This window comes from Campylobacter concisus (assembly GCF_050447445.1).
Lineage (GTDB): Bacteria > Campylobacterota > Campylobacteria > Campylobacterales > Campylobacteraceae > Campylobacter_A > Campylobacter_A concisus_BI.
The window spans coordinates 1,494,126-1,515,765 of sequence record NZ_JALMFW010000001.1 but is presented as its reverse complement, the minus strand read 5'-3'; the positions used below and the strand labels follow the sequence as shown (position 1 = coordinate 1,515,765).

Here is a 21,640-nt window from a genome sequence, read left to right as displayed (position 1 = left end):
ACTAGCTCGGCTCCGTATTTTATATCTCTTAGCACGGGTTTTATGGAGGCTAGTTTTATTTTTGAGCTTGCGGTTTTTTCGCCTTTGCTCGGCCCTTCGGCAGCTTTTGCTATGCTTGCGTATTTTTTATCGTTTCTATTACGCCTTTAATCTCATCGGGTAAATTTTCGTCAAGCTTTTCCGGAATCGAAACGTATAAATTTTCCTTACTTCTGGTTAGTAGCACATAAATTTTTCTAAAAAATAGCTTGCGGTCGTTTTTTAGCGTCGTTTGCAGAAACGGCAAAAAGTTGTGTATAACGATATTTTGAGCCTCAAGGCCTTTGATAGATTGCATCGTAAGTACGTCTATGCTTTTGTCCCTTGGCAAGGCGTATTCTTTTATGGCCTCAACCGATTTTTTACTATTGATTAAAACTACGCTAGTTTCGTTTATGGGCAAGGACTCTAAAACTCCCCTAAGCTGCGAAAAATCATCCATCGCCTTTATATTCACGCTTCCGTCTTGCAGTACTCATTCGATATCTTCCAGAAAGCTTTTATCTAAGAGCAAGTGACATCATTTATCATAATAATGTGCTTTGTTTTAGTATAAATAGAGATGATGGCAAGAGTACTAAAAATATAAATTCCATAAGGCTCGTGCCAGTACATAGCAAGCTAATAGAGCTTGGACTAATGGAGTTTGTAAAACAAAGAGCTAGTGCAAATAAAAGCATCTTCAAAGTAAGCAATAAAGACTTTTCAGAAATTTTTAGATCACAAATACAACAAAAACTAATAAGTAACGATAAGCAAAAGACTTTTTACTCCTTTAGGCACTATTTTTTATAGATACGCTTGTCCAACAAGAAGTAGAGCCAAATATCATAGCTCAAATAGTAGGACATGAGAAACAGTATAAAATTTTATTAGGAACATATGCTACAAATATAAATGCTAGTGTATTAAAAGCAAAAGTTGAAATGGTAAGTTACTAATATATCTCATAATACATTTTATTACGTAACTTTACTTCACTATACCTTACTATACTTAACCTAACTTCACTTAACCATACTTCACGTGACTTCACTATACGTAAAATACGTAATTTACATTACTATACTTAAGTATACCTATTTTACGTGGTTTTACTTTGGCATACATGTTTTACCTTACTGTACTTTACTATACGTGTTTTACGTGGTTTTACTTTATGTAACATTACGTAAAATTATGCTACCATACACTTTAATTATCTAGATTCACTTCTATTAAACATCAACATATAAAAATGTTGATAAACTTACTTAGCAAGCTCAAACTGAGCTTGCTGTAAGGTCTTGGCAGACGGCCAAAATTTTTATTTGGCCGAGCAAAAGAAAAATATAAAAACTTAGATGAGATTTATACACTAAATATGACTTTTAATGATAAAATGTCTAAGTTTTTCTTAATAAAACCTTGTTTGACTTCTTACAAAAAATAACAATGAGTAAAATAAAAACCAATACTTTATCGTAAGTTTTACTAAAATTTGATATTTCTACCTCAACGTTTTTTAGTAGCTAAAATAAAAAATAAAATTATAGAAACTTAAATTTTTAGATAGAAAAATAAGTACCGGCTTATACTTTATTTATCTACTCTTATGAAAGCCCAGTTCATATATTCTTGTTTTTGCTCAAAGTGGTTGCCGTTAAAGTACTTATTGAGATTATAAACTTCCGGCTCCGTAAGCTCTCTCGAAAGTCCCCATTGTATTTTTTTAACAAGATCGTCGATAGTTTCAGGTATTCCGTCACCGCATGAAGTTTGTATATACTCTAGCTTTGGAAGATATCCCATTTGGAATAAAATATTTATTAAATATATAAAGTCTGGTCTTTTTTCAATATTGCTTCCAAGAGCATTTAAAACGTCTTCATTAATGAAACTACCGACTTTAAAAGTAATATAAAGGGCTTTTTTTGTCTTTGAAAGTAATTTCTCTAGGGCTTGTTTTAAGTCATCTACATCAAGGCAACGAGATGCAAATGTAATATCGCACTCAGGTACGTCGCTAAAGTCGTCTTCGAATGCTTTTTGCGCGAATTCAATATTTTTACAATTAAAATCCCGAGAGTTTTGTTTTGCGAATTCTAGCATTTTCGACGAAAAATCATAACCGTAAATTTTGTCTACCTTATTTGCTGCGGCTATGCTTAATGCTCCGGCACCGCATGCGAAATCAAGAAGCGTTCTTGCGCCCTCAAAATCGACTCTTGAGATAAAATCTTTAACATAGCCGCTCTTAAGTACGCTCTCGCTAAAGCTTGCTGCCTTAACGTCCCATTTGGCTACTGATTTCCTAATAAAAGAACTATTTGTTCTTTGCTCCTTATAAAGCTTATTAAAATCCAGCCTATCGTAATTAGAAGGTAATATCATAATTTGTCCTCATATTTTTGATAATCTATTCCGTAAATCTTATCTATATTTGATGGATTTATCAATTCATCGCACTTTCCAAAATCTAGTATCTTGCCGTCCTTTAAAAACAATACTAGATTTGAAACAAATTTAGCGTGACGAGGGTAATGAGTGGTTTGTACGAAAGTATACCCCTCGTCTTTTAGCGTCTTTATCATTTCAAGTAGTTTGATTTGATTGCCGAAGTCAAGCCCGGTCGTAGGTTCGTCCATAAAAATAACTTTGGCACCTTGTACTAAGGTTCTAGCGATATATGCCAGCTGCCTTTGTCCGCCGCTTATTCTAGTATAAAGTTCATCTTTTAGCTCTAAAATACCCATTCTTTCCAATGCATACTCGGCAAGTTTTTTATCGGCAAGGCTAAAGTTAGAAAATAAAGACGTTCTGCACAATGCGCCCATTAATACTATGTCAAATACGCTATATTCATATGACGGGGCATGCGTTTGAGGAACGTAGGCTATAAGCCTCGCAAGTTCTTTTTTTTCGTAACCCCTTACGCTTTTACCGCATATATTTACCGTACCCTCGAATTTTAAAAATCCAAGCATAATACGCAGGAGGGTGCTTTTACCGCTACCGTTTGCGCCCAGAATACTAAGCGTATCGCCTTTTTTGATACTAAAACTTATACCGTTTAGTATATTCTTATCTTTGTATCCGAATTTTAGATTTCTGATTTCTATCATTAAAAACTCTTTTTAGCTCTACGAAGCACTAGAATAAATATAGGTATTCCAAACAGTGAAGTTACTATACCTATCGGGACTTCAAAAGTAAACATAAGTCTCGAAAAGTTATCGCAAAAGAGTAAAAATATAGCACCTATCATAGCTGAACTAGATAATACGGCACGATTATCCGCCCCAAATATAAAACGAGCCATATGTGGGACTATGAGACCTATCCATCCAATAATGCCGGCTATCGTTACGCTTAAGGCGCTAATAAAAGTAGCAACCAAAATAACGAAAATTTTAACCCTAGCAATATTTATGCCCAGACTTTTGGCCTCTTCTTCTCCCAAACTCAGCGCATTTAAATATTTGCCGCTAAAGGCCAACAATAGTATTCCCGCAAACATCGGTAGAATCGAAATTTGAATAAAATTCTTTGAAGCAAACCCTAGGCTACCCATTAAAAAATAAGTAATAGCCGGCAATGAGTCGTTTGGATCGGCTGCGTATTTTAATGCTGATAGTAAGGATGTGAAAAGAGAACCGCTAATAACGCCACCAAGAACCAATACTATAATACTACCTGAGCGCGAGTAAAAAGCCGATATACTTAAGGCCGTCAGTACCGCTATAAAACCAAACACAAAGGTACTGAGCTGAATAAGATATTCGTTTAATCCAAAAAACATTCCTATGGCGGCGCCGAATCCGGCACCGCTTAAAACCCCAAGTATTGATGGACTTACTAGAGGATTTACAAACATGGCTTGGTATGCTGAGCCAGAAATAGCCAAACTAGCGCCTATCATAATGCAGGCCATTATTCTAGGAAGGCGAATTTCCGTTATCAAAGTGTGCATAACTTGATAATTTTTTAAGTCTTCGCCTTTTATAACGGCTTTAAAATACGTTAGATAATCTTCCGCATTAAAGCCATATTTTCCTATTAGTACCGAAAGCAACATAAACCCTAGCAATAAGATACTTAAAAACGTAAAGGCTTTTTTACTCACCTATAAGCTCTTTTACTTGGTTGTCGCTTATGTCAACCTCTAGGAATAATTTATAAAAGTCCTTAACTTCCTTATTCATATTGAATTTAAATACATCAGGATGAGTTAAATTTATAAGCCATTTAAGCCCTATGAATCTCATAAATGAAGGCGGGCGATCAAACCAAGAAAACGGTTCGCGAGGTAAGTAATAAGCTCTTTTATTTTTTACGGCTTTTAGTATTTGCCATTTAGGATCGTCATAGATTTTATCATAAAAGCTCTTCTCGAAAATTAATATAATATCAGGATCGTATTCGGCTACTTGTTCAAAGCTAATTTTGATGTGCCCATAAGCCGTAGCATCCGGGTTTCCGCTACATTTATGTACATTTTCGGCACCGCTTAGCTCTATAAGCCTAGTGTGCCATGAGCCCTCGCATTCGGTAGCTAGTCCATCGGGATCTTCGGCATAGTATATTTTAGGCTTAACAACCGAGTTTTTTACTATATATTCATTAAGCTCTTTTGAAATATCCATGGTTTTTTTAGAATACTCTATTAGCTTTTTTGCTCTATCTTGCTTATCTAAAATTTTACCCAAAACTTCAAGAGAGTCGATATAGTCTTCTAATTCATAGCCTTTTAAGTACAGCATAGGTTTTTTTATTTCACCCAGGGTTTCTTTGAATTTCTTTTGAGTATTTTTAGAATCAGAATTTACCAGTATCAAATCAGGATCTAGCTTTAAAAGCATTTCCATATTTGGAATTTTGCCTTGCCCGAAAAATCCTCCTACTACCGGCTGGTTAATCATGCTCTCTTTTAGGTACGGCTTTTCTCTTTTGCCGAAACTAGAATTTATACCGCTGACTTTCTCAGGAGCAACGGCATATAGCAAAAATAGTAACGGCGGATTACTGGCGTAAACTTTATTTGGGACTCCATTTAAAGTCTGAATATCTACGCTATTTTTTGATATAAATTCATCAATCTGTTCGTTTGTCATAGCAAACGAAATATTTAGAGAAATAAACAATAAACACAAAATATGTTTTAACATAGCATTATCCTTTTTTATAAATTTATCTTTAATTATAGAAACAAACTCTTGTCGGGCATCTTACCGCCCAAAAGCTTTGGATTAAACTCAAAAATAGTTTCAAAAAATAACATTATCTCATCTTGCATATCGCGAGCTTTTGTTACCGTCAAATTTGCCCTATCAAATGCATTAACCAGTGCCGGCTCTGGAACCGGTAGATATTCGGCTCCTATTTTGGCAGCGCTTTGCTTATTATCTTTAATCCAAGATAGAGCGTTAGTTAAGTCGTTATGAAGCGTATCAAATAGAGGCAAATTTACTTTATAAAAATCTACGTCGACTATAATGCCCGCCATCGGAATGTACGGCTTGGTATTAAAGCTTTCTCCCCAGACCTTAGGGATATCTACTCCGTAATGTATTGCTATCCCCATTTTCTTCCCGCGTAGTATGGTTGCTGCCGGAAGAGGTTGAGGGGCTATTAAAATATCATAATCTTTTTGCAAAAATAATCCTGCAGCTTCCGGCGGCGTCTGCGTATACGTAATGTCTATTTTGGAAATATCTACTCCTCGTTTTTTACAAAGCGCTCGCAGAACCAAATCAGGCATATCACCCTTAAAAGGAATTATTAATTTTTTGCCGATAAAATCTTCAAAAGTTTTTATATTCTCATCTTTTACCATGGCTTGTATCGTACCAAGGCTAAGCAAATTTAGCATAGCTAAATTTAAGCCGTGATTTCGCATGTTTGCTCCCACGTTTGATGGCGCCATAGTGATTTTTATTTCCCCATTAGCTACGCCTGCTCGGAGTTGATCCGTACTTTTCCAAATACGTAACCTCACGTCATGAGTCTTTGCTAGCTCGCCTTGTAAGCTTGCTACGGCCATTATCACGCTAGGGATTGCCGGTGCGCCCCACATCGTAAAATTTTCCTTTGCAAAAAGATTGGGAGCCATCGCTGTTACACTTAATGCTGCACTAAGCCTCATAAAACTACGTCTATTCATATTATCTTTCCTTAATATATAATATAGTTGTCTTAAAAACTAATAAATATCGCCATTTCTAATATATGTAATACCAAATTGAGATCCAGCGTTTTTACATATTCTCTACTGATAAACTCAGCTTATCTTTTTAAAATAATTCTTGGCATCCCATCTAACTCCACAGTGTTTTTAAAGTTTAATTCATCTATAAATGTCTACTCCTAAAAACAATCATTCCTTGGTATGCAACCGAATTGATTTTTGAGGAATATACCTTAAACGACATTTGACATATAAAGTAGCAAAAACTCAGATCCTTTATAGACTTTACAATACTGGATTTACACTATTTTAAAATAGTACTGTCGTAACAACTTGGCTGATAGCTAATCTCATTTAAAATATTTATAGATATAATTATGATTTTTTATATCAAAAATTAAAAAAAATTATAGTGCAATAATTTTTAAATAAACTTGATATGAAGTAATAAAATATTCTATATAGTTATATAGAATATTATTTCCACTATTACTATGTAATATTTGATTTAGATTCGGTATTCAATATATTATAAATTTTCTTTTTTATATCTCTACATTTTTAAGTAAAGTGTTTTTATATATTTTTTATTAAAAACGACATAAAAAAAGATAAAAGAAATAGGAGCTACTCTATCAAGTAAGATAAGATTAAAAATTTCCGATGTAGATAATCTCTTTTTCGATACGCTCTGGGGCGAGCTACCTGAGTGCTATGATGATATAAGTATCTCGGCGTGCAGAGAGAAAATTTACGAGTATGCCTATATGAGATATAGGAGTGTTGCGTAGAATATATAGCGATCTTGCAAGCCCATGTAAATTTTGCTACATAGAATTTACATGGCTAGCTTGATCTGGGTAGTTTAAATTTATGAATTACGCATTGTAAATTTTAAGAATACTTTTACCCCATCTCCATCCCAGTATCATCTTTTGTAAATTTACCCCTTAGCTCTGGTATTTCATTGACTATCATCTCTCTTATCTCTGGGTTGCTATTTGCTATTTCTAGTAAAAGACCCAAGCTTTTGTCATTAAAGTCTCTTAGTTTGATATTTTCACTTTGTAAACTTTTATTTTTATATGTTAGAGCCAGATTTTCTCTATTCTTACTCTCTATCAATACATTTTGTTCATCTATCTTTGTTTGCTGATTAGTATGTGCTTTTAGTTTGTGTCTAAGAATTGTTATCTCATTATCTTGCCCGGCCTTGGTCTCTTTTAAACCATCTAGCTCTTTTTCTAGCTGCTCTTTTTCTTTTAAGACTTCTATATTTTTCTCTTTATTTTCCTCTATGATCTTGTTTTGTTCTGTTATTTGCCCAGCAAGAAGCTCTACTTGTTCTTTTAGCTTTTTATCAGATGTGATGGTTATGTTCTCTTGCAGCTGTTCATAAACTAAATTTGCAAGACTAGATAAATAAGCCTCTTTCTTGTTAGCTTCTAGTCTAAAATTCTCATCAAACCATAAAAACTTTTCCTTTGTCATATACTTATTTACTCTCTTTTCCATAAGCTCTCTAATCTTACTCTTTAACTCTTGCTCGCTCTTATATTCATCTGCTATTTGATGCATTTGTGTTAAATTCTTATGCCTATTTTTACTTGGCTTACCACGAAGTACCTGACCTTCAAATGCCTCTGCTCCCATATCTTGTAGCTCTTGGCCAAATTTTGCTGTTTGTGCCTTACCGCTAAATCTCAAATTTGCATGTTTCTCAAAGTTGTAGTTTGTAAAGATGATGTGATAGTGCTTGGTCTTCTCATCATTATACTCAGCTATAAGCAGACACTTTACACCATACTTTGAGCAGTATGCATTTATAAATCTCATTACTCTATCCATGCGTATGTTTTCATTTATAAATTTTGACTCTTCTTCGTTTAATCCTCCTTTTGGCTCTTTCTTCCTATCTGTACCAAATGTGATGATAATCTCACAAAAACCAGCCATATCTTTACGCCAAGACTTATTTATAAGAGTTTCTATGCCTTTTCGTTTTTGTGTATAAGACTGCTTGGTATAGTCTTTCTCAAAGCTTTCTTGAAAACCTTTAAGTAAATTCTTTACAAAGGCTATATTGTGTAGTTCATCATCTTTGCTGTTAGCATCTCTCATATTGCCATTATTATTAAATTCACTTAGGAGCTTATAACGATTAATAGTGGCTGGATTTTTGTTGAGATACTTTATATGCTTCTTTTGATTTTTTTCACGACATGCATGTGCAAATCTACCTATAGCTCTACCATATGTTAAAAAATCTGACCTTACGTTTATAACTAGGTTGTGGTTATTTACCGTATATGCATTAGCCATGGCAAACCACCTCACTATATGAACTTTCTCTCATGCTAGCGGTGCTAGTTACTATTAATGAAAAATTTTTCATTTTTATCCTTTTAAAAAGTATTTATAGTAATTACACCAATTTTGGAAAAAATTTCAGCTAGAAATGCAAAATTTTGTAAAAAAGTTTATTTTTTAGAAAGAAAAATTAAAAATATTAAAATGATGGAGATTAAAAGTGTGTATTTAAGGGAGTTTGAGATAAAAAGCTAGAAGCAAGAATTTAAAACAAATTTATTTTTATGGTATTAAAAGGGTGATGGCTTTATAATCTTTGGAATTTTTAAGAGACTGTCCCACTTTAGCAACTAAGTGTTCCACTCTTAAAGGAAATTTTAAAGAAATGGAAAGAACAAAACATCACTGCTAGTGCCTAAAATAGGATGTTTTGGTGTCACGGGGGAGACTTGAACCAAGGGCGTCCGGCTTATCTCGCCGCTAAGCGCCTCGATCGTATCGCCGTCAAGTTCTATTACGTTGATTTTTTCGCCAAATAGCTGCTTCATAGCGTTAATAACATCACTAATCAGCGTAAAGCCGTCTTTAGTTTGAAGCATAACAGCATTCGTTATTTTTTGTTCCTTAAATTTTTACTTAATATAGCACGATTGATATTATTTTTGCCAAAGGTCAAATTTACGGTTTCACGCCTCCACAACGCTAATTTTTGGGTCTTTTAAATTCTTGTCGCAACCGGGGTTATAAATCATAGTGTGCTTTAGCCTACATATATTTTTTTAATGGACTATGAATATGTCTGCAAAGAAGTGGAGCTATGACGCGCTTGCTAATAGCGTTATAAAGCTTTTCGCTACCGTAATTATCGCTGCTAGCGCCCACAGAAGCCTTTGTGTATGCAGGCGGTACATGAGATAGTAAAACATCACACTGGGGCAAATTTTCATAGCTAGGCCTCAAATATGTAGCGCAACCGAATTTTATTCCGTCTATTTCTTTTACGGCATTATCGGCGTAAATATTTAAGATATCGTTTAGCCACTCTTGCTCGTAAGCCAGCCCTACGTCGTGATTGCCACTGCAAACAAATCTGTCGCGTAGAGGATTGTCATTGGGTTGCCTTGAATTTTATTGAAATTTTAGTATGAGTCTAAGCTAAGCGGATTTTATAAAGTCGCATTAGGTTTCGCTTTTAAATTTGCTCCTTAAATCCGTCGTTATTTTTGCTTACTACTTCTACTTTTTCGCCGTTTTGCACTCTGTTTTTGATGATCTTTTCGCCGAAATCCGACATCAAAAGCAAAATTTTCCTTAAATTTTTACCCCTTGGGCTTAGAGAATATTTGATCCGCAGAGGTACTTCGTTATAGACTTTTCTAACGATTATTTCGTCTTTTTCCAGATCCCTTAGCCCGGCCGTTAAAACCTTTTGCGAGATGTTTAGGATGAGTCTTCTTGGCTCGCCCGTCCTCATAGTTTTGTTGCCCAGATGATACAAAATGCTTAATTTATACTTGCCTTATGAGCGTAGCCGAAAAGGTAAAAAGACGCTTTCCTTCAAGGGCGCAAGGGGTCTATTTTACACAAAGCAGCAAAGAGGTTATGGCTTTAAATTTAAAAAAGCACTTTGAGGATAAAAGTATAATCATACCAAACGATCCAGCGCTCATCGCCGATCTTCACGCCATAAAGCAAAAGGCGGGTGCTAAAAGCTTTATCTACGACAGCGACCGCAACAAACATGGCCACGCCGACCGCTTTTGGGCATTAGCTTTGGCGCTTAGCTACTTTGAAAAGGTGATATAATTAGGTAAAATCAGAAGTTGCCCATAAGCTTGTATTCTTCTGATAAAACCATGATTGTTTTTTCGTCGACCTTTTTCATGTCTAGCACGGAAGATATGACATCGTCTATTGAAGTTATAATAACCTGTATTCCCTGACTTGCTAGTCTTAAAATAGCTTCAAAAGTACCTTTTTGCCACTCGTTTTTATCGCCGTCAAAAGGACTATCAAAAGCCAAAAAATGAAAAAAATTATCATCTTTATACATTTCTAAAAGTGCTGCAGAAAAAATAAAGCACAATAATTTTTTTATGGTTTTGCCTTTTTCTAAATCATTGTCAAAACCTTTTTCTCCTGCTATTTTTAAATCAAATTCTATATTATCTTCTTTGTTAAAACCTACAGAAAAAGCAGCATCTTTACCGAACACGATAGTGCTATATTCGCTTATTTTTTCTTGTATTTGTTTTATAAAAGAGGTTTTTACAAGCTCTTTGTTTCTTTCAATTACAAGATTTAAGTTATTTTTTTGTGAAACTATTTCCGCTTTTTTATTATTGATAAAATCAAATTTATCGAGTCTATCTTTATGTGAGTTTATCTCTATTCTTAAATTTGTTATCTCTTCTTGAAGCTTTTTAAATTTATCCATACTGTCCGTATTTTCTAGGACTGATAAAATTTGCATTCTTTTCTTATTGAGTTCTTTTAGTTTAGCGTCTATATGATCCAAATCTTTTTCAAATTTTACTTTATTTTCGTTAAAGGTCTTTGCTCTTTCTTCTGCTAGCTGTTTATTAAAATGTATAACGCTTTGATAATTTTTTCTTAAATCTTCTGGAAACAAGACTTTCATTTCTTTAAATAGAGCCTCCAAATCACCTTCTTTAACGATTATCTCTTGATTTATAAATTCATCTATATAGGCAATTTCTCTCATAATAGAGTTTCTCTTTTTGTTTAATGTGGATATGTCTGTTTCTATTCTATCCACAAGCTCTTTGCTAATATTTTTTTCAGATAGATAAAAATCAAACTTCTCATACATGTCGTCCTTTTCTTTTAGGCGTCGTTCATATATCAATAATTCCGCTTCAATTTGTTCTTTGGTTATATAGTCGCCTAAGCCTTCCTCAAGCAAAGCTATTTCTTGCTCTATTTTTTTTATATTATTTTCTATATCGTATTTTTCTTTTATGTTTTGACCATCTATAGAAAGCAAATTAGCAACGATCGGCTTAAAGTCTATATCATTGGTTCTTAAAAATTTATTGAGCCTAAAAATATCGCTTTGATTATCCTGATCTCTTAAAAAATATGATAAATAGCTTCTAAAATTATCGACTTTAAAATTTAATATAGAGTTTAGATGCTCTTTTATAGTATCTAACCCGCCTGTTTTATCAAAATCGTCACATTCCAATAAATGCTCAGAAATTTGAGTCTTTTTAATGCCTATATTAGCCCTACCTTGAGTTGGCCGTTTTATGGTTATATAGTAGTCTTTAAATTTCAATTCCAAAAAGAAGACGAAATCTTTAAAATTTTCTCTACCGAATACGCCCTTGTCTTTTTTTAGTAAACAAAAATCTATTAAAGCAAATAGCGTACTTTTACCTACGCTATGATCATTACTTAATATAAAATTTATATCATCGTTAAATATTATAGGTTTAAAAATTTCACTATTATTTGCATAAATTTTAGATAGTTTCATTCTTTACCCTTATAAGCTCATCATACTCTTTAATATACTCAATCTGCCCTAAAATAAACAAAAAATTTAAAGCATATGCAAAATCTATTTGTTGAATATTGTTTTGCTTTTTTATCTCTTTGTATATAAGACCCAGTTTTATTCCATACTGCGTATTTAGTCTATTTAATATCTCTTTAGCTACGACTAGCGGACTTCTTTTTATATCTTTACTTCTATGCGTCTTTATATATCTAGTTTCCATCTTTTTCACCGATATAGCAGTATCTGTATAAATAAAATATAATAAGCTGCATTACGTCTTTTATCTCGTTGTTGTCTATAATTGATGTATGTTCTTGTATAATCTGATTAAAAATATCGGGATTTAATTTATTAGAGTTTCTATTTTTAAAAGAAAGTATACTTATCCTGATACTTTTGGCTGAGTTCTCTATATGCTTCGTTAAATTATTGTCTTTAAAAAAATCGTCCAAAATCGCAAGTTTAGCTTCTTCTTCCTTTATAAACTCCGTATAAAATCGCTCAAGTTCGTTTATTTTGTTTTTAGTATCTATCTTGATAAAATAGTCGTCATATTCTATTGCTAGACAATCGCTTTCAAACTTGTTTAATAGCTCTATAATTTCCTTTGCATTGGTCTCACAAATGCTTGATAATCTCCCTATGTCAATATTTATCTTTTCAACAATATTATTTATGGTTTGATTACTGTTTACTGCGATATTGCTATTGAAGTTGTTTGAAAAATCATTATTATCTGGCATCGTTATTTATATTCTGATCGCCGTTAATTACGATATTGCTATTGCTATTATTTGAAATATTATTGTTGCTAATATTTATTTTAGTTTTCTTTTTATAAACCTTATATCCAATGGCGCCTATAACCGTAACAACAAAACCGACGATAGAGATAATATCCATAATTGAAAAATTCATAAAAAAACCTTAAATATTTACGCTTATTATATATAATTTCCCCTGAAATCAACGTAAAAAATAAGAATTTTTGTATTTATAGGCTTTTTGGGTTTATTTGAATATGACCTTAATATCTTTTACTATCTCTTTATCTACATTTTGTGCTAGCTCATCGCTGGCACGTTTTAAACCGCCGTTTTTGTAGATATTCCAAGCATTTAGAAGATAAGGATTTGCCTTTATGCCGGGGTGTTTTACCTTTTTACCGAAAAATAATCCCGCCTTTTTATTGGCTAAAGCTTTTTTATTTTTGGATTTTATGACGTGCGCTTTCGTGCCGCCGTGGACGTATTTGGCGTATTTCGCTTTTAGGGTATTGCCCACCTTTACCTCGCTTGCGGTTACTTCAAATACCATTATGTCTCTTTTAAGATTGCCCGTTTTTATGGGCGCGGTCTTGTGTCGTAAGTCATCAAAATTCTGTCGTAAACCCATCTGATCTTAAAGCCCAAAACAAATCAAATGACAATGCCGAAGAAAACAGCATTATAGCCGTGCCATATTTTGAAGATACCTACGTGAGCACCGTAGATGGAGCGATAAACTACAACGAAGCGCCGACTGCGTTAGCTTTTACAGAGAACTTCTTGCAAGGCTTTTTGCGCATCGGTGGCGACCTATCCAAAAGTCCATATAATTAACGCCAAAGGCAACAGTATGGAGCCTACTATCGCTAATGGTGAACTGCTTTTATAGGTACCGCAAATGTGGGTGACGTCACTAGCGGCAACGTATATGTTATAAACTACGAAGGCGACGTGTTCGTTAAAAGGATAGAAAAACTCGACAACAAGAGCTATAACGCTATTTTCTGATAACGAGAAATATGAACTAATCGCAATCGACGGCAAGAATTTAGAAAATTGTAGTATCATAGGGTGCGTCGTAGCGCATATCAGAAAAGGTGTGATTTAAAGGGGTTTTGAAGTTTTTGAGGCAAATTGAAGTTTGGATTTCAAAATGCGAAAAAATGCCTAGATTTTTGCATTTTAAGTTCCCATTTTTTACCTTACGTCCATACCTATACAAAAAACGTTCTTAACGCTATTTGCTCCACATTTTTATCCATTATTACTTTTTATCTTTTGCATAAGATTTATCAAAAAACATTGCAATGCCGATACTATAAACGAGCAAAATCTAAGAATATTTTTATCTTGTTCAGTATATACTTAGAAAAATATATACGAGAGGTTATAATAATGCAGGCTAGATTAAAAGTATTTAAAAGCGGTAACTCTTTGGCACTAAGGCTTCCAAAAAGCTTAAATTTAGACAACGTAAAAGAATTTATATTAAAGAGCTTTGATAATAACGAAGTGATTTTGACTCCGGTTAAAGATGATGAATGGAGCGGACTATTTAAGACTTTGAACGAGCTAAAAGATGCTGGAGTTAAATTTGAAAGAGCCGAGCCAAGCTTGCCTCAAGAGCGAAATTTTGGATTTAAATAATGTTTTTGCTCGATACTAATATTTGTAGTTACTTGATTTCTAGCACCGAGCCTTACAGTCAAAATATACTAAGCCATTTGACCAAACATGGCAAAAAAGATATTTTTATTTCCAGCATAACGATAGCCGAAATGTTTTACGGTATAGAAAATTCCACTCAAAAAGAGCTAAATTTAAGACTCATGAGCGATTTTATATCAAATTTCGGCGTTTTGGATTTTACGAGCAAATGCGCGGCAAGCTACGGCAAAATAAGACTTGAGATGAGAAATAAAAACAGAAGGATAGGCGATATGGACATGCTGATTGCCGCCGTAGCGCTTAGTAATAATCTTATTTTGGTTACGAATAACGAAAAAGATTTTAAAGATATAAGCGAGCTTAGGATGGAAAATTGGAGCATTTGATATAATATACGGTAAATACAAAGCCTTTTGTTGGTTATATCGGAGGTTAGCTTAAAGCTGGAATGTGCAACCAAAACAAAAATGACTAAGCTCATGAAAACCAGTTGCGCCACTCTCGATAGACTACTAAACCCAGACAACGATTCGCTAACGCTAAGCACGCTTGAAGGTGCGATAGCGTCAGGCAAAAGACTAAGTATCTAGGTAACCTGGCGGTTGCCGATTAATATATTTAAATAAAAATCGTCTAAAATTTTGGACGAAATTTTATATAAAATATCGCAGAAGAAAGGAATTAATGGTGCTAGACTTGTTACATAGGCTTGTTACATCTTTTTACCCAGAAAGAGTCAAAATTTATACTCTTAAAAATGCCATAGAAATCCAATTTTTAGGTACTTGTAGTAATGAAAAATGTTTTTACACTCTAGGTGTCCCTATCTCCCGGCCACCATCTCATTCCTTGTATATTCTATAAAGCATTACCTAGATTTATTATTCATAATGCCTATAAGAAAATTTCCATAAATATTCAGCCCAAAATTTACTAGAACTAAAAATATCAGTAAATTTCTTATTTAAAGTAAGACATTGTAAGATAAGGGAAAGTTTAAGAGTTTTTATATTTTATTTTTAGTTACATTAAATTCTTAAAATAATATTTGTAATGTATATCCAAAATACATAATAGGTAGTAATCCAGTGTATAAATATACATAAAATTAATAATATTGAGTGAAAAGTTAAGACAAACTCAAAATAAGAAATTAAATTAAAAATTCATGGAAATAGCTTAAAGACAAAGTGGTGGCTATATTTTATATAGTTAGGTTCTATTTATATTTAATAGGTAAAAACACAACAGATAAAAAATTAAATTAGCTACTAAATAAATATTTTTCTAAAATATTATTTTGAGAAAATATCTAGCCACATAAAAGTAGCTAGATAAGGAAAAATTTCTAAAAATTTTAGATTTTTAAAAGCTCGGCTTCTTTTTCTTTTACAAGAGTATCGATTTTTGCAGTGTAGGTGTCAGTTATTTTTTGAACTTCATCCTGCCCCTTTTTGCTCTCGTCCTCAGTTATAGCTTTATCTTTTTCAAGCTTTTTGACTTCATCATTTGCGTCTTTTCTTACGTTTCTTATACTAACTTTGGCTTTTTCTCCCATTGATTTTGCATGTTTTGCATTTTCTTGGCGTTGCTCGACAGTCATAGGTGGAAAAAATAGCTTGACACTCTCACCATCACTATTTGGATTGACGCCGATATTTGCTGCCTGGATAGCTGAAGAGATCGCTTTTATCATGCTCTTTTCCCAAGGTGTGATGGCGATAGTTGAAGCGTCGCTTGTAAGCACAGTAGCTACTTGGTTGAGCGGAGTTGGCGAGCCGTAATAATCAACCATTACATGATCTACAATATTAATGTTTACCTTGCCCGTTCTAAGCGTTGTAAAGTCGCGTTTTAATGAAGCTATTGCTTTCTCGCAGCCTTCTTTTTGTGTTTCATAAATTTTATTTAGCATTGATGTCCTTTATTAGAAGTTTTGTACTTCGTTGATGATCTACTTTTAGTGATATTAAAACTTTGCGTTTATCGAGCGGTGGGTTAAATTTACACTCAAAAACACCATTTGTCATAGGTACTTTTTTAAAGCCGTCAAAGCCAGTCATGAAAAAGCTACCTTCGCTAGCATTTGTATCGGTTTTGATAATTAGCTTATCGATCGCATTATTTTGTGGATAGCTATCTGGAAATATCCACTGGGCATTTAGGAATTTACTATTAAAAGTTAGTGTTATTTTTGTACCGTTCATTACGGGCGTTCTATAAAGATCGTAAACATCACTTTTGTCTGAAACAGCACCTGAGTTTTGATTTAAAAGGGCTAAAAAGCCAAATTCTTTTGCCAAAGAGACAACTCTGTTATCGATCTCGCCGTATGGCACTGCAAAATATTTTGGCTTATAGCCCATATGTTTTTCAAAAGTCTCTACACCCTTTTGAAAATCCTCTCTTAATGCCTCATCGCTAAGCTTTGTCATTCTTGGATGAGCGTACGAATGGTACCCAATCTCGCCATAAGCCTCAAGTTCTTTAATCTGATCAAAATCTAAATAATCACCATATTTATTTGCACTAGCTTCCACATAAAGCATTAGCGCAAATGGATAGTTGTACTCTTTAAATACACTAAGGGCCTTGTCATAGAAACTTTTATAACCATCATCTACAGTAATGACAACCCAGTTATCAGGTATTCTTTCGCCAGCATTTACAGCATCAACTAACTTTGAGAGCTTAACGACTTCATAGCCATTATTTTTGAAATATTCAAACTGCTCTCTTAAATTTTTAATAGAAATATCAGTGCTTGTGTGTCTTGGGTCATCAAAGCGATGATAGACTAAAATATGAGCGTCTGCTAAAGCAAATGTTAGCGTCAAAAATGACGCTAAAAGTGTTTTTATCATTGTTATTTTGCTGGAGTTTGTGGTGCACTAGGAGCTGATGGTACGTCGTTTGACTTTGGTATGACTAGAGATTTACTATCGACGCTATCAACGATAGAGCGTTTTAGATCTTTATTGTAGAAGTATCCAAGTGCAAGTGTATTTAAGATAAATAAAATACCTACGATAAAAGTAAATTTAGCTAAAAATCCAGCTGGTCCTTTTGCTCCAAAAAGACTCTCGTTGCTTCCGCTATATGCCCCAAGTCCGATAGATGAGCTTTTTTGAAGTAAAACAGCGATAGTTATGATGACAGCTAGAGCAAACTGTAAGATCAAAAATATTAAACTCACGAAATTTCCTTTAAATTTTTAAAAATAATTGTTTGCGATTATACAAGAAAAGATTTAAATTTTTAGTTAAAGTTCTTTTTCAAGCTCATAAAGCTCGTATCTTATCGACTTAAAAAGTTCAGCATACTCTAAATTTATAAGTTTAAAACACTCTTCAAGCACGCGAGCACTCTCCTGGGCACGCTTGAAATTTGCAGTAATGATCTCGTCTAAATTTTTTCTAGCTTGCTCGCTTTTTGTGCTAGTTTTTAAAACATCTTCTTGTGAATTTCTAAATTTTAAAAATTCTTTTTGTGAGATCTTTGCTTTGTGGCGGAGGGATTTTATTTTGTAGGCGAGCTTAGCGTCATCAAAGACGTATCTTTTTATATCTTCAACAACGCGAAGCCCTTCTTTTAGCCTATTTAGATTCGCATCTATTACTCGGTAGATGCGCTCATCTTTAGTCATTTCTATTAAAAATTCCTAAAATTTGTAGTAATGATGTAAATAGATTTACAAAATCAAGATACAAAGCAACTGCGCCTTCAACTGGAGTTTCGTAGTTTCCACGGATAATATTTTGCGTATCAAAAAGTATATATGCGCTAAATAGGATCGATGAAATACTTGCGATTACAAGTTGAAACATTGTGCTTTTAACAAAGATATTGATAATAGCTGCTGCAACGATAACAATTAACGTTATGAACAACATTTTACCCATTGTTGTAAAGTCGCGTTTTGTATTCATTGCAAAGACACTTAACGCACCAAAAGCAACTGTTGTTAGTCCAAATGCTTGAGCTACGATACCAGCTCCACTTGGCATAGCCAAGATCGCTGAAAGTAGCGGAGTTAGCGTAAGACCACTTATGAAAGTAAACGCAAATAGAAGTATTAAATTTAATCCCTCTTTACGTTTAGCTGCCATTAAGCCAAAAAGTAGTACAAACTCGACTATAACAAGTCCCCAAAACAAAAATCTATTTGCCGCAAAAACGCTAGCGATACTAATACCTACATAAGCGCCAGCTGTTGCTGAAAGTAGTGATGCTGCAAAAAGTTGATAAGTTTGTTTTATAAAAGTGCTTAGTGAGCTTTGAGAATACGCAAGTTCTTCTTGATTTTGTTTTGCGTAATTCCTATCATACAGACTCATTTTATCTCCTTATGAATTTTTGAATGAGTTTAGCCTAAAATAATTAAACAATGAATAAAAAGAATTTTAACAAATTATATTAGTTAAAAATTTATATATTAAAGTATTTTTTAGATTAAATAAAAGTTGCTATAATCGCGTAAAAATATAAAAAATGGAGATAAATTTTTATGGATGACTCGCTACTTGAAGGTGCGGTAAAATTTATGGAAGATGGCTTTTTGGAGCATGAAGAGCTCTTTAAAAGTCTACAAAATAGACAAGACCCGCATACTCTTTTTATATCCTGTGTTGATTCAAGAGTGGTACCGAATTTGATAACAAACTGCCTTCCAGGCGAGCTTTTTATGGTACGAAATATCGCAAATATTGTGCCACCTTATAGAGTGAGCGAGGAATTTTTGGCAACGACTTCGGCTATCGAATATGCATTAGAGCTTTTAAATATCAAAAATATCATTATTTGCGGACACTCTGATTGTGGTGGATGCGCAGCGCTTTATATGGATGAAAAAAAGCTCAAAACTACGCCAAATGTTAGAAATTGGATAAAGCTAATAGAGCCGATCAAGCGAGAAGTGCTTAAATTTACAAGCGACGATCCAGCAAAGATGGCGTGGCTAACTGAGAGATTAAATGTGATAAATTCGATCGAAAATATAATGACTTATCCAAATGTAAAAGAGGAGTATGAAAGAGGAAACCTTCAAATTTATGGCTGGCACTACATTATAGAAACTGGTGAAATTTTCAGCTACGATTTAAAAGAGGGCACATTCAAACTTTTAGCAGATAAAAGGGGTGAAAATGCGTAAAATTTTAACCATCGTCTTGCTCTCATTTTTAACTCTTTTTGGTGCCGAAGATAATAAAACGCAAGAAGAAAGCATCATAAGCCTAACAAATCAGATCTTAACTTTAAACAATCAAATCCAGATTATAAAAGCACAGCAAAAAGATACAAACTCAACAAAAGCTGATAACTCAAATTTAGCTGGACTTCAAAAGAAAAAAAATGACCTTTTGGAAAAGATTCCACTATATGTTATGCAGATTGAGGTAACTCAAAACGATATTGATAAATTTATTTTGCAAAAAAATAATTTAGAAAAAAAAGTAGCTAGATTAGAGAAGCAATTAAATAAAGATGCTTATGTTCAAAGTGCTATTGAGCTTGAGAAAATGAAGATAGATTATGCTTATTTCTCAGCTTTAATTAATCTTGAAGAGATATTTAAAAAGGGTGCTAAGGCAAATTCTATAAAAGATGTGATAAATAACGGACTTTTAAATTTACAAACAAATTCTTACGTCAGTATAAAAGAGCTAAAAGATTCGCTAAATGAGACTTCAAGCTCTTACGATAACGCATTTGCTGAGCTTGATTTAAAAAAAGAGACTGATGAGGAAATTTTAATCTATCTTAAAAATAATGCCGATCTTCTAAGTTCAAGCATGATCTTATCAGGGCTAAATTTAGTCGATACGGTCGAATATATAAATAAGCTAACTTCTATAAATTCGGCAAAATTTAACGTTGGTAAGATCGTAGTTATAATCGTAGTATTTTTATTTTTTGTCTCACTTACAAGAATTCTTGCCAAACTCACGTACTGGCTTATGTCACTTATTGCATCAGGCGAAGGCGTAAAGGAGGCAAAGGATCAGATAGTAGATATCGTTAAAAAGCCTATCTCCGCACTTCTTATCATTTATGCACTAAATATTTGTATCGGTGTTGGCTTTTATCCAGTGCCAGTGCCACTAACTCTAGCAAATATCTTCTCGATCGTCTATATAGTCGCATTTTCATGGCTTGTTTTAACTATCCTAAATGGTTATGGCATAGTAATAATCGATAAAATTGCTCAAAAAAGCAGACGAAAAGAGGTCGTAAATTTAGTTTTAAAAGTAGTCTACGTAATTGTATTAATAATCGCACTTTTACTGATTCTTCAAAAGCTCGGCTTTGATATATCAGCGCTCATAGCTTCGCTTGGTATCGGCGGTCTTGCTGTTGCATTTGCTGCAAAAGACATCATCGCAAACTTCTTTGCTTCTGTCATGATGCTCTTTGATAACTCATTTTCGCAAGGAGATTGGATAGTTTGTGGTGATATAGAGGGCACTGTTGTTGAGGTTGGCTTTAGAAAGACGACTATTAGAAGCTTTGATAATGCTTTAATCTTTGTGCCAAACTCAAAACTGGCAAGTGATCCTGTTAGAAACTGGAGTAGAAGAAAAGTCGGTAGACGTATCAGAATGCTAATTGGCATTGAATATGGAGCGACAACTGATGAGATTAAAAAATGTGTAGATGATATAAAAACTATGTTGATAAATCATCCAGATATTGCCAAAAGCGAGGATATAACAGCCAAGAAAAAAGGGCTAAAATATAGACAAAGTATAGTTTCAGTTGATGACTACGCTGGATATAAGTCAAATTTATTTGTCGTGGTTGATGATTTTGCAGATAGCTCAATAAATATCTTAGTTTATTGTTTTGCAAAGACTATCGTTTGGGGAGAATTTTTAGATGTCAAGCAAGATGTAATGCTAAAGATTATGGATATTTTAAAGCAAAATGGTCTAAATTTCGCATTCCCAAGCCAAAGCTTGTATATTGAAAGTGTCAAAGATAAAATTTAAGGAGAAAACAATGAGTGATGAATTTGATTATGAAGAAGTAGAAGAAGACTACTCTGAATTTAATGACGATGAGGACGATAGTAGCGATAGTTATGACTATAATTACGATGAAAATGACTACAACTACGAAGATAGTGACGAGGACGAGGATAGTTACGACTCTTATTAGAAATAC

26 protein-coding genes and 1 pseudogene are annotated in these 21,640 nt (G+C 33.6%); 7 read left to right on the top strand and 20 right to left on the bottom strand.

The window, feature by feature from the left end; translation table 11 throughout:
* Window positions 1-109: 109 nt before the first annotated feature.
* The 10 genes and pseudogenes from MTT30_RS07915 to MTT30_RS07870 all read right to left on the bottom strand — a co-directional run.
* On the bottom strand, window positions 110-481 hold the full coding sequence (locus MTT30_RS07915; protein ID WP_429801565.1) for a hypothetical protein: 372 nt from the start codon (window positions 479-481) through the stop codon (window positions 110-112).
* A gap of 1,136 nt (window positions 482-1,617) precedes the next feature.
* Entirely contained in the window at window positions 1,618-2,412 is a 795-nt protein-coding gene (locus tag MTT30_RS07910) for a class I SAM-dependent methyltransferase (protein WP_429801564.1), read from the bottom strand.
* Window positions 2,409-3,143 (bottom strand): ABC transporter ATP-binding protein, encoded by a 735-nt coding sequence (locus MTT30_RS07905; RefSeq protein ID WP_087580454.1) that lies wholly within the window; start codon window positions 3,141-3,143, stop codon window positions 2,409-2,411. Before MTT30_RS07905 ends, MTT30_RS07910 begins: the two co-directional genes overlap by 4 nt.
* Window positions 3,143-4,144 carry a FecCD family ABC transporter permease gene (locus MTT30_RS07900; RefSeq protein ID WP_429801563.1) on the bottom strand — a complete coding sequence of 334 codons (1,002 nt, stop codon included), beginning with the start codon at window positions 4,142-4,144 and terminating at the stop codon, window positions 3,143-3,145. Before MTT30_RS07900 ends, MTT30_RS07905 begins: the two co-directional genes overlap by 1 nt.
* Window positions 4,137-5,186, bottom strand: coding sequence for an ABC transporter substrate-binding protein (locus tag MTT30_RS07895; RefSeq protein ID WP_429801562.1), 1,050 nt, complete (start codon window positions 5,184-5,186; stop codon window positions 4,137-4,139). Before MTT30_RS07895 ends, MTT30_RS07900 begins: the two co-directional genes overlap by 8 nt.
* Window positions 5,187-5,218: 32 nt before the next feature.
* Window positions 5,219-6,181 (bottom strand): ABC transporter substrate-binding protein, encoded by a 963-nt coding sequence (locus MTT30_RS07890; protein WP_429801561.1) that lies wholly within the window; start codon window positions 6,179-6,181, stop codon window positions 5,219-5,221.
* A gap of 930 nt (window positions 6,182-7,111) precedes the next feature.
* Complete coding sequence (locus MTT30_RS07885; protein WP_429801560.1) at window positions 7,112-8,527, bottom strand: hypothetical protein; 1,416 nt, start codon at window positions 8,525-8,527, stop codon at window positions 7,112-7,114.
* A gap of 365 nt (window positions 8,528-8,892) precedes the next feature.
* Window positions 8,893-9,114 carry a hypothetical protein gene (locus tag MTT30_RS07880; protein ID WP_429801559.1) on the bottom strand — a complete coding sequence of 74 codons (222 nt, stop codon included), beginning with the start codon at window positions 9,112-9,114 and terminating at the stop codon, window positions 8,893-8,895.
* Window positions 9,115-9,280: 166 nt separating this feature from the next.
* Entirely contained in the window at window positions 9,281-9,475 is a 195-nt protein-coding gene (locus tag MTT30_RS07875) for a hypothetical protein (protein WP_429801558.1), read from the bottom strand.
* A gap of 232 nt (window positions 9,476-9,707) precedes the next feature.
* Window positions 9,708-10,022 (bottom strand): annotated as a pseudogene (locus tag MTT30_RS07870) (winged helix-turn-helix transcriptional regulator); the annotation flags it as partial.
* Window positions 10,023-10,036: 14 nt separating this feature from the next.
* Here MTT30_RS07870 and MTT30_RS07865 point away from each other — a divergent pair.
* Entirely contained in the window at window positions 10,037-10,321 is a 285-nt protein-coding gene (locus tag MTT30_RS07865; RefSeq protein WP_261788557.1) for a hypothetical protein, read from the top strand.
* 10 nt (window positions 10,322-10,331) lie between these two features.
* Here the strand turns inward: MTT30_RS07865 and MTT30_RS07860 are convergent, their stop codons facing one another.
* From MTT30_RS07860 to MTT30_RS07840, 5 genes are all read right to left on the bottom strand, one after another.
* Window positions 10,332-12,017 (bottom strand): hypothetical protein, encoded by a 1,686-nt coding sequence (locus MTT30_RS07860; protein WP_429801557.1) that lies wholly within the window; start codon window positions 12,015-12,017, stop codon window positions 10,332-10,334.
* Complete coding sequence (locus MTT30_RS07855) at window positions 12,004-12,261, bottom strand: ABC-three component system middle component 8 (RefSeq protein WP_087584939.1); 258 nt, start codon at window positions 12,259-12,261, stop codon at window positions 12,004-12,006. The genes MTT30_RS07860 and MTT30_RS07855 overlap by 14 nt, the downstream gene beginning before the upstream one ends.
* Complete coding sequence (locus tag MTT30_RS07850; protein ID WP_429801556.1) at window positions 12,251-12,784, bottom strand: hypothetical protein; 534 nt, start codon at window positions 12,782-12,784, stop codon at window positions 12,251-12,253. Before MTT30_RS07850 ends, MTT30_RS07855 begins: the two co-directional genes overlap by 11 nt.
* On the bottom strand, window positions 12,774-12,959 hold the full coding sequence (locus MTT30_RS07845; RefSeq protein WP_035160681.1) for a hypothetical protein: 186 nt from the start codon (window positions 12,957-12,959) through the stop codon (window positions 12,774-12,776). Before MTT30_RS07845 ends, MTT30_RS07850 begins: the two co-directional genes overlap by 11 nt.
* Window positions 12,960-13,052: 93 nt before the next feature.
* Window positions 13,053-13,358 (bottom strand): HK97-gp10 family putative phage morphogenesis protein, encoded by a 306-nt coding sequence (locus tag MTT30_RS07840; protein WP_429801555.1) that lies wholly within the window; start codon window positions 13,356-13,358, stop codon window positions 13,053-13,055.
* A gap of 137 nt (window positions 13,359-13,495) precedes the next feature.
* On the opposite strand from MTT30_RS07840, the gene MTT30_RS07835 reads away from it, so the two are divergent.
* The 3 genes from MTT30_RS07835 (at window position 13,496) to vapC (ending at window position 14,862) form a co-directional block, all read left to right on the top strand.
* Window positions 13,496-13,642, top strand: coding sequence for a hypothetical protein (locus tag MTT30_RS07835; RefSeq protein ID WP_429801554.1), 147 nt, complete (start codon window positions 13,496-13,498; stop codon window positions 13,640-13,642).
* 561 nt (window positions 13,643-14,203) lie between these two features.
* Complete coding sequence (locus tag MTT30_RS07830) at window positions 14,204-14,455, top strand: antitoxin (RefSeq protein WP_429801553.1); 252 nt, start codon at window positions 14,204-14,206, stop codon at window positions 14,453-14,455.
* A complete protein-coding gene (vapC, locus tag MTT30_RS07825) occupies window positions 14,455-14,862 on the top strand; it encodes a type II toxin-antitoxin system tRNA(fMet)-specific endonuclease VapC (protein ID WP_429801552.1) in 408 nt (135 codons plus the stop codon). The genes MTT30_RS07830 and vapC overlap by 1 nt, the downstream gene beginning before the upstream one ends.
* A 971-nt stretch (window positions 14,863-15,833) precedes the next feature.
* Here the strand turns inward: vapC and frr are convergent.
* The 5 genes from frr to MTT30_RS07800 all read right to left on the bottom strand — a co-directional run bounded on the left by frr (window position 15,834) and on the right by MTT30_RS07800 (window position 18,813).
* A complete protein-coding gene (gene frr, locus MTT30_RS07820) occupies window positions 15,834-16,391 on the bottom strand; it encodes a ribosome recycling factor (RefSeq protein WP_072595202.1) in 558 nt (185 codons plus the stop codon).
* On the bottom strand, window positions 16,381-17,340 hold the full coding sequence (locus tag MTT30_RS07815; RefSeq protein ID WP_429801551.1) for a polysaccharide deacetylase family protein: 960 nt from the start codon (window positions 17,338-17,340) through the stop codon (window positions 16,381-16,383). The genes frr and MTT30_RS07815 overlap by 11 nt, the downstream gene beginning before the upstream one ends.
* A 2-nt stretch (window positions 17,341-17,342) precedes the next feature.
* Entirely contained in the window at window positions 17,343-17,672 is a 330-nt protein-coding gene (gene secG / locus MTT30_RS07810; RefSeq protein WP_021091090.1) for a preprotein translocase subunit SecG, read from the bottom strand.
* A 66-nt stretch (window positions 17,673-17,738) separates the two neighbouring features.
* Window positions 17,739-18,122 carry a thiamine-phosphate pyrophosphorylase gene (locus MTT30_RS07805; RefSeq protein WP_429801550.1) on the bottom strand — a complete coding sequence of 128 codons (384 nt, stop codon included), beginning with the start codon at window positions 18,120-18,122 and terminating at the stop codon, window positions 17,739-17,741.
* Window positions 18,115-18,813: a Bax inhibitor-1/YccA family protein gene (locus MTT30_RS07800; RefSeq protein ID WP_429801549.1), complete on the bottom strand. Its 699-nt coding sequence runs from the start codon at window positions 18,811-18,813 to the stop codon at window positions 18,115-18,117. Before MTT30_RS07800 ends, MTT30_RS07805 begins: the two co-directional genes overlap by 8 nt.
* A gap of 170 nt (window positions 18,814-18,983) precedes the next feature.
* On the opposite strand from MTT30_RS07800, the gene MTT30_RS07795 reads away from it, so the two are divergent.
* From MTT30_RS07795 to MTT30_RS07785, 3 genes are read left to right on the top strand one after another with little or no spacing between them, the layout of a single operon-like run.
* Window positions 18,984-19,628, top strand: a complete 645-nt coding sequence (locus MTT30_RS07795; RefSeq protein WP_072595207.1) for a carbonic anhydrase — start codon at window positions 18,984-18,986, stop codon at window positions 19,626-19,628.
* On the top strand, window positions 19,621-21,465 hold the full coding sequence (locus MTT30_RS07790) for a mechanosensitive ion channel domain-containing protein (protein WP_429801548.1): 1,845 nt from the start codon (window positions 19,621-19,623) through the stop codon (window positions 21,463-21,465). The genes MTT30_RS07795 and MTT30_RS07790 overlap by 8 nt, the downstream gene beginning before the upstream one ends.
* A gap of 10 nt (window positions 21,466-21,475) precedes the next feature.
* The gene (locus MTT30_RS07785; protein ID WP_180997316.1) at window positions 21,476-21,634 is read left to right on the top strand and encodes a hypothetical protein; all 159 of its coding nucleotides are present in this window, start codon (window positions 21,476-21,478) and stop codon (window positions 21,632-21,634) included.
* The last annotated feature ends 6 nt before the right edge of the window (window positions 21,635-21,640 follow it).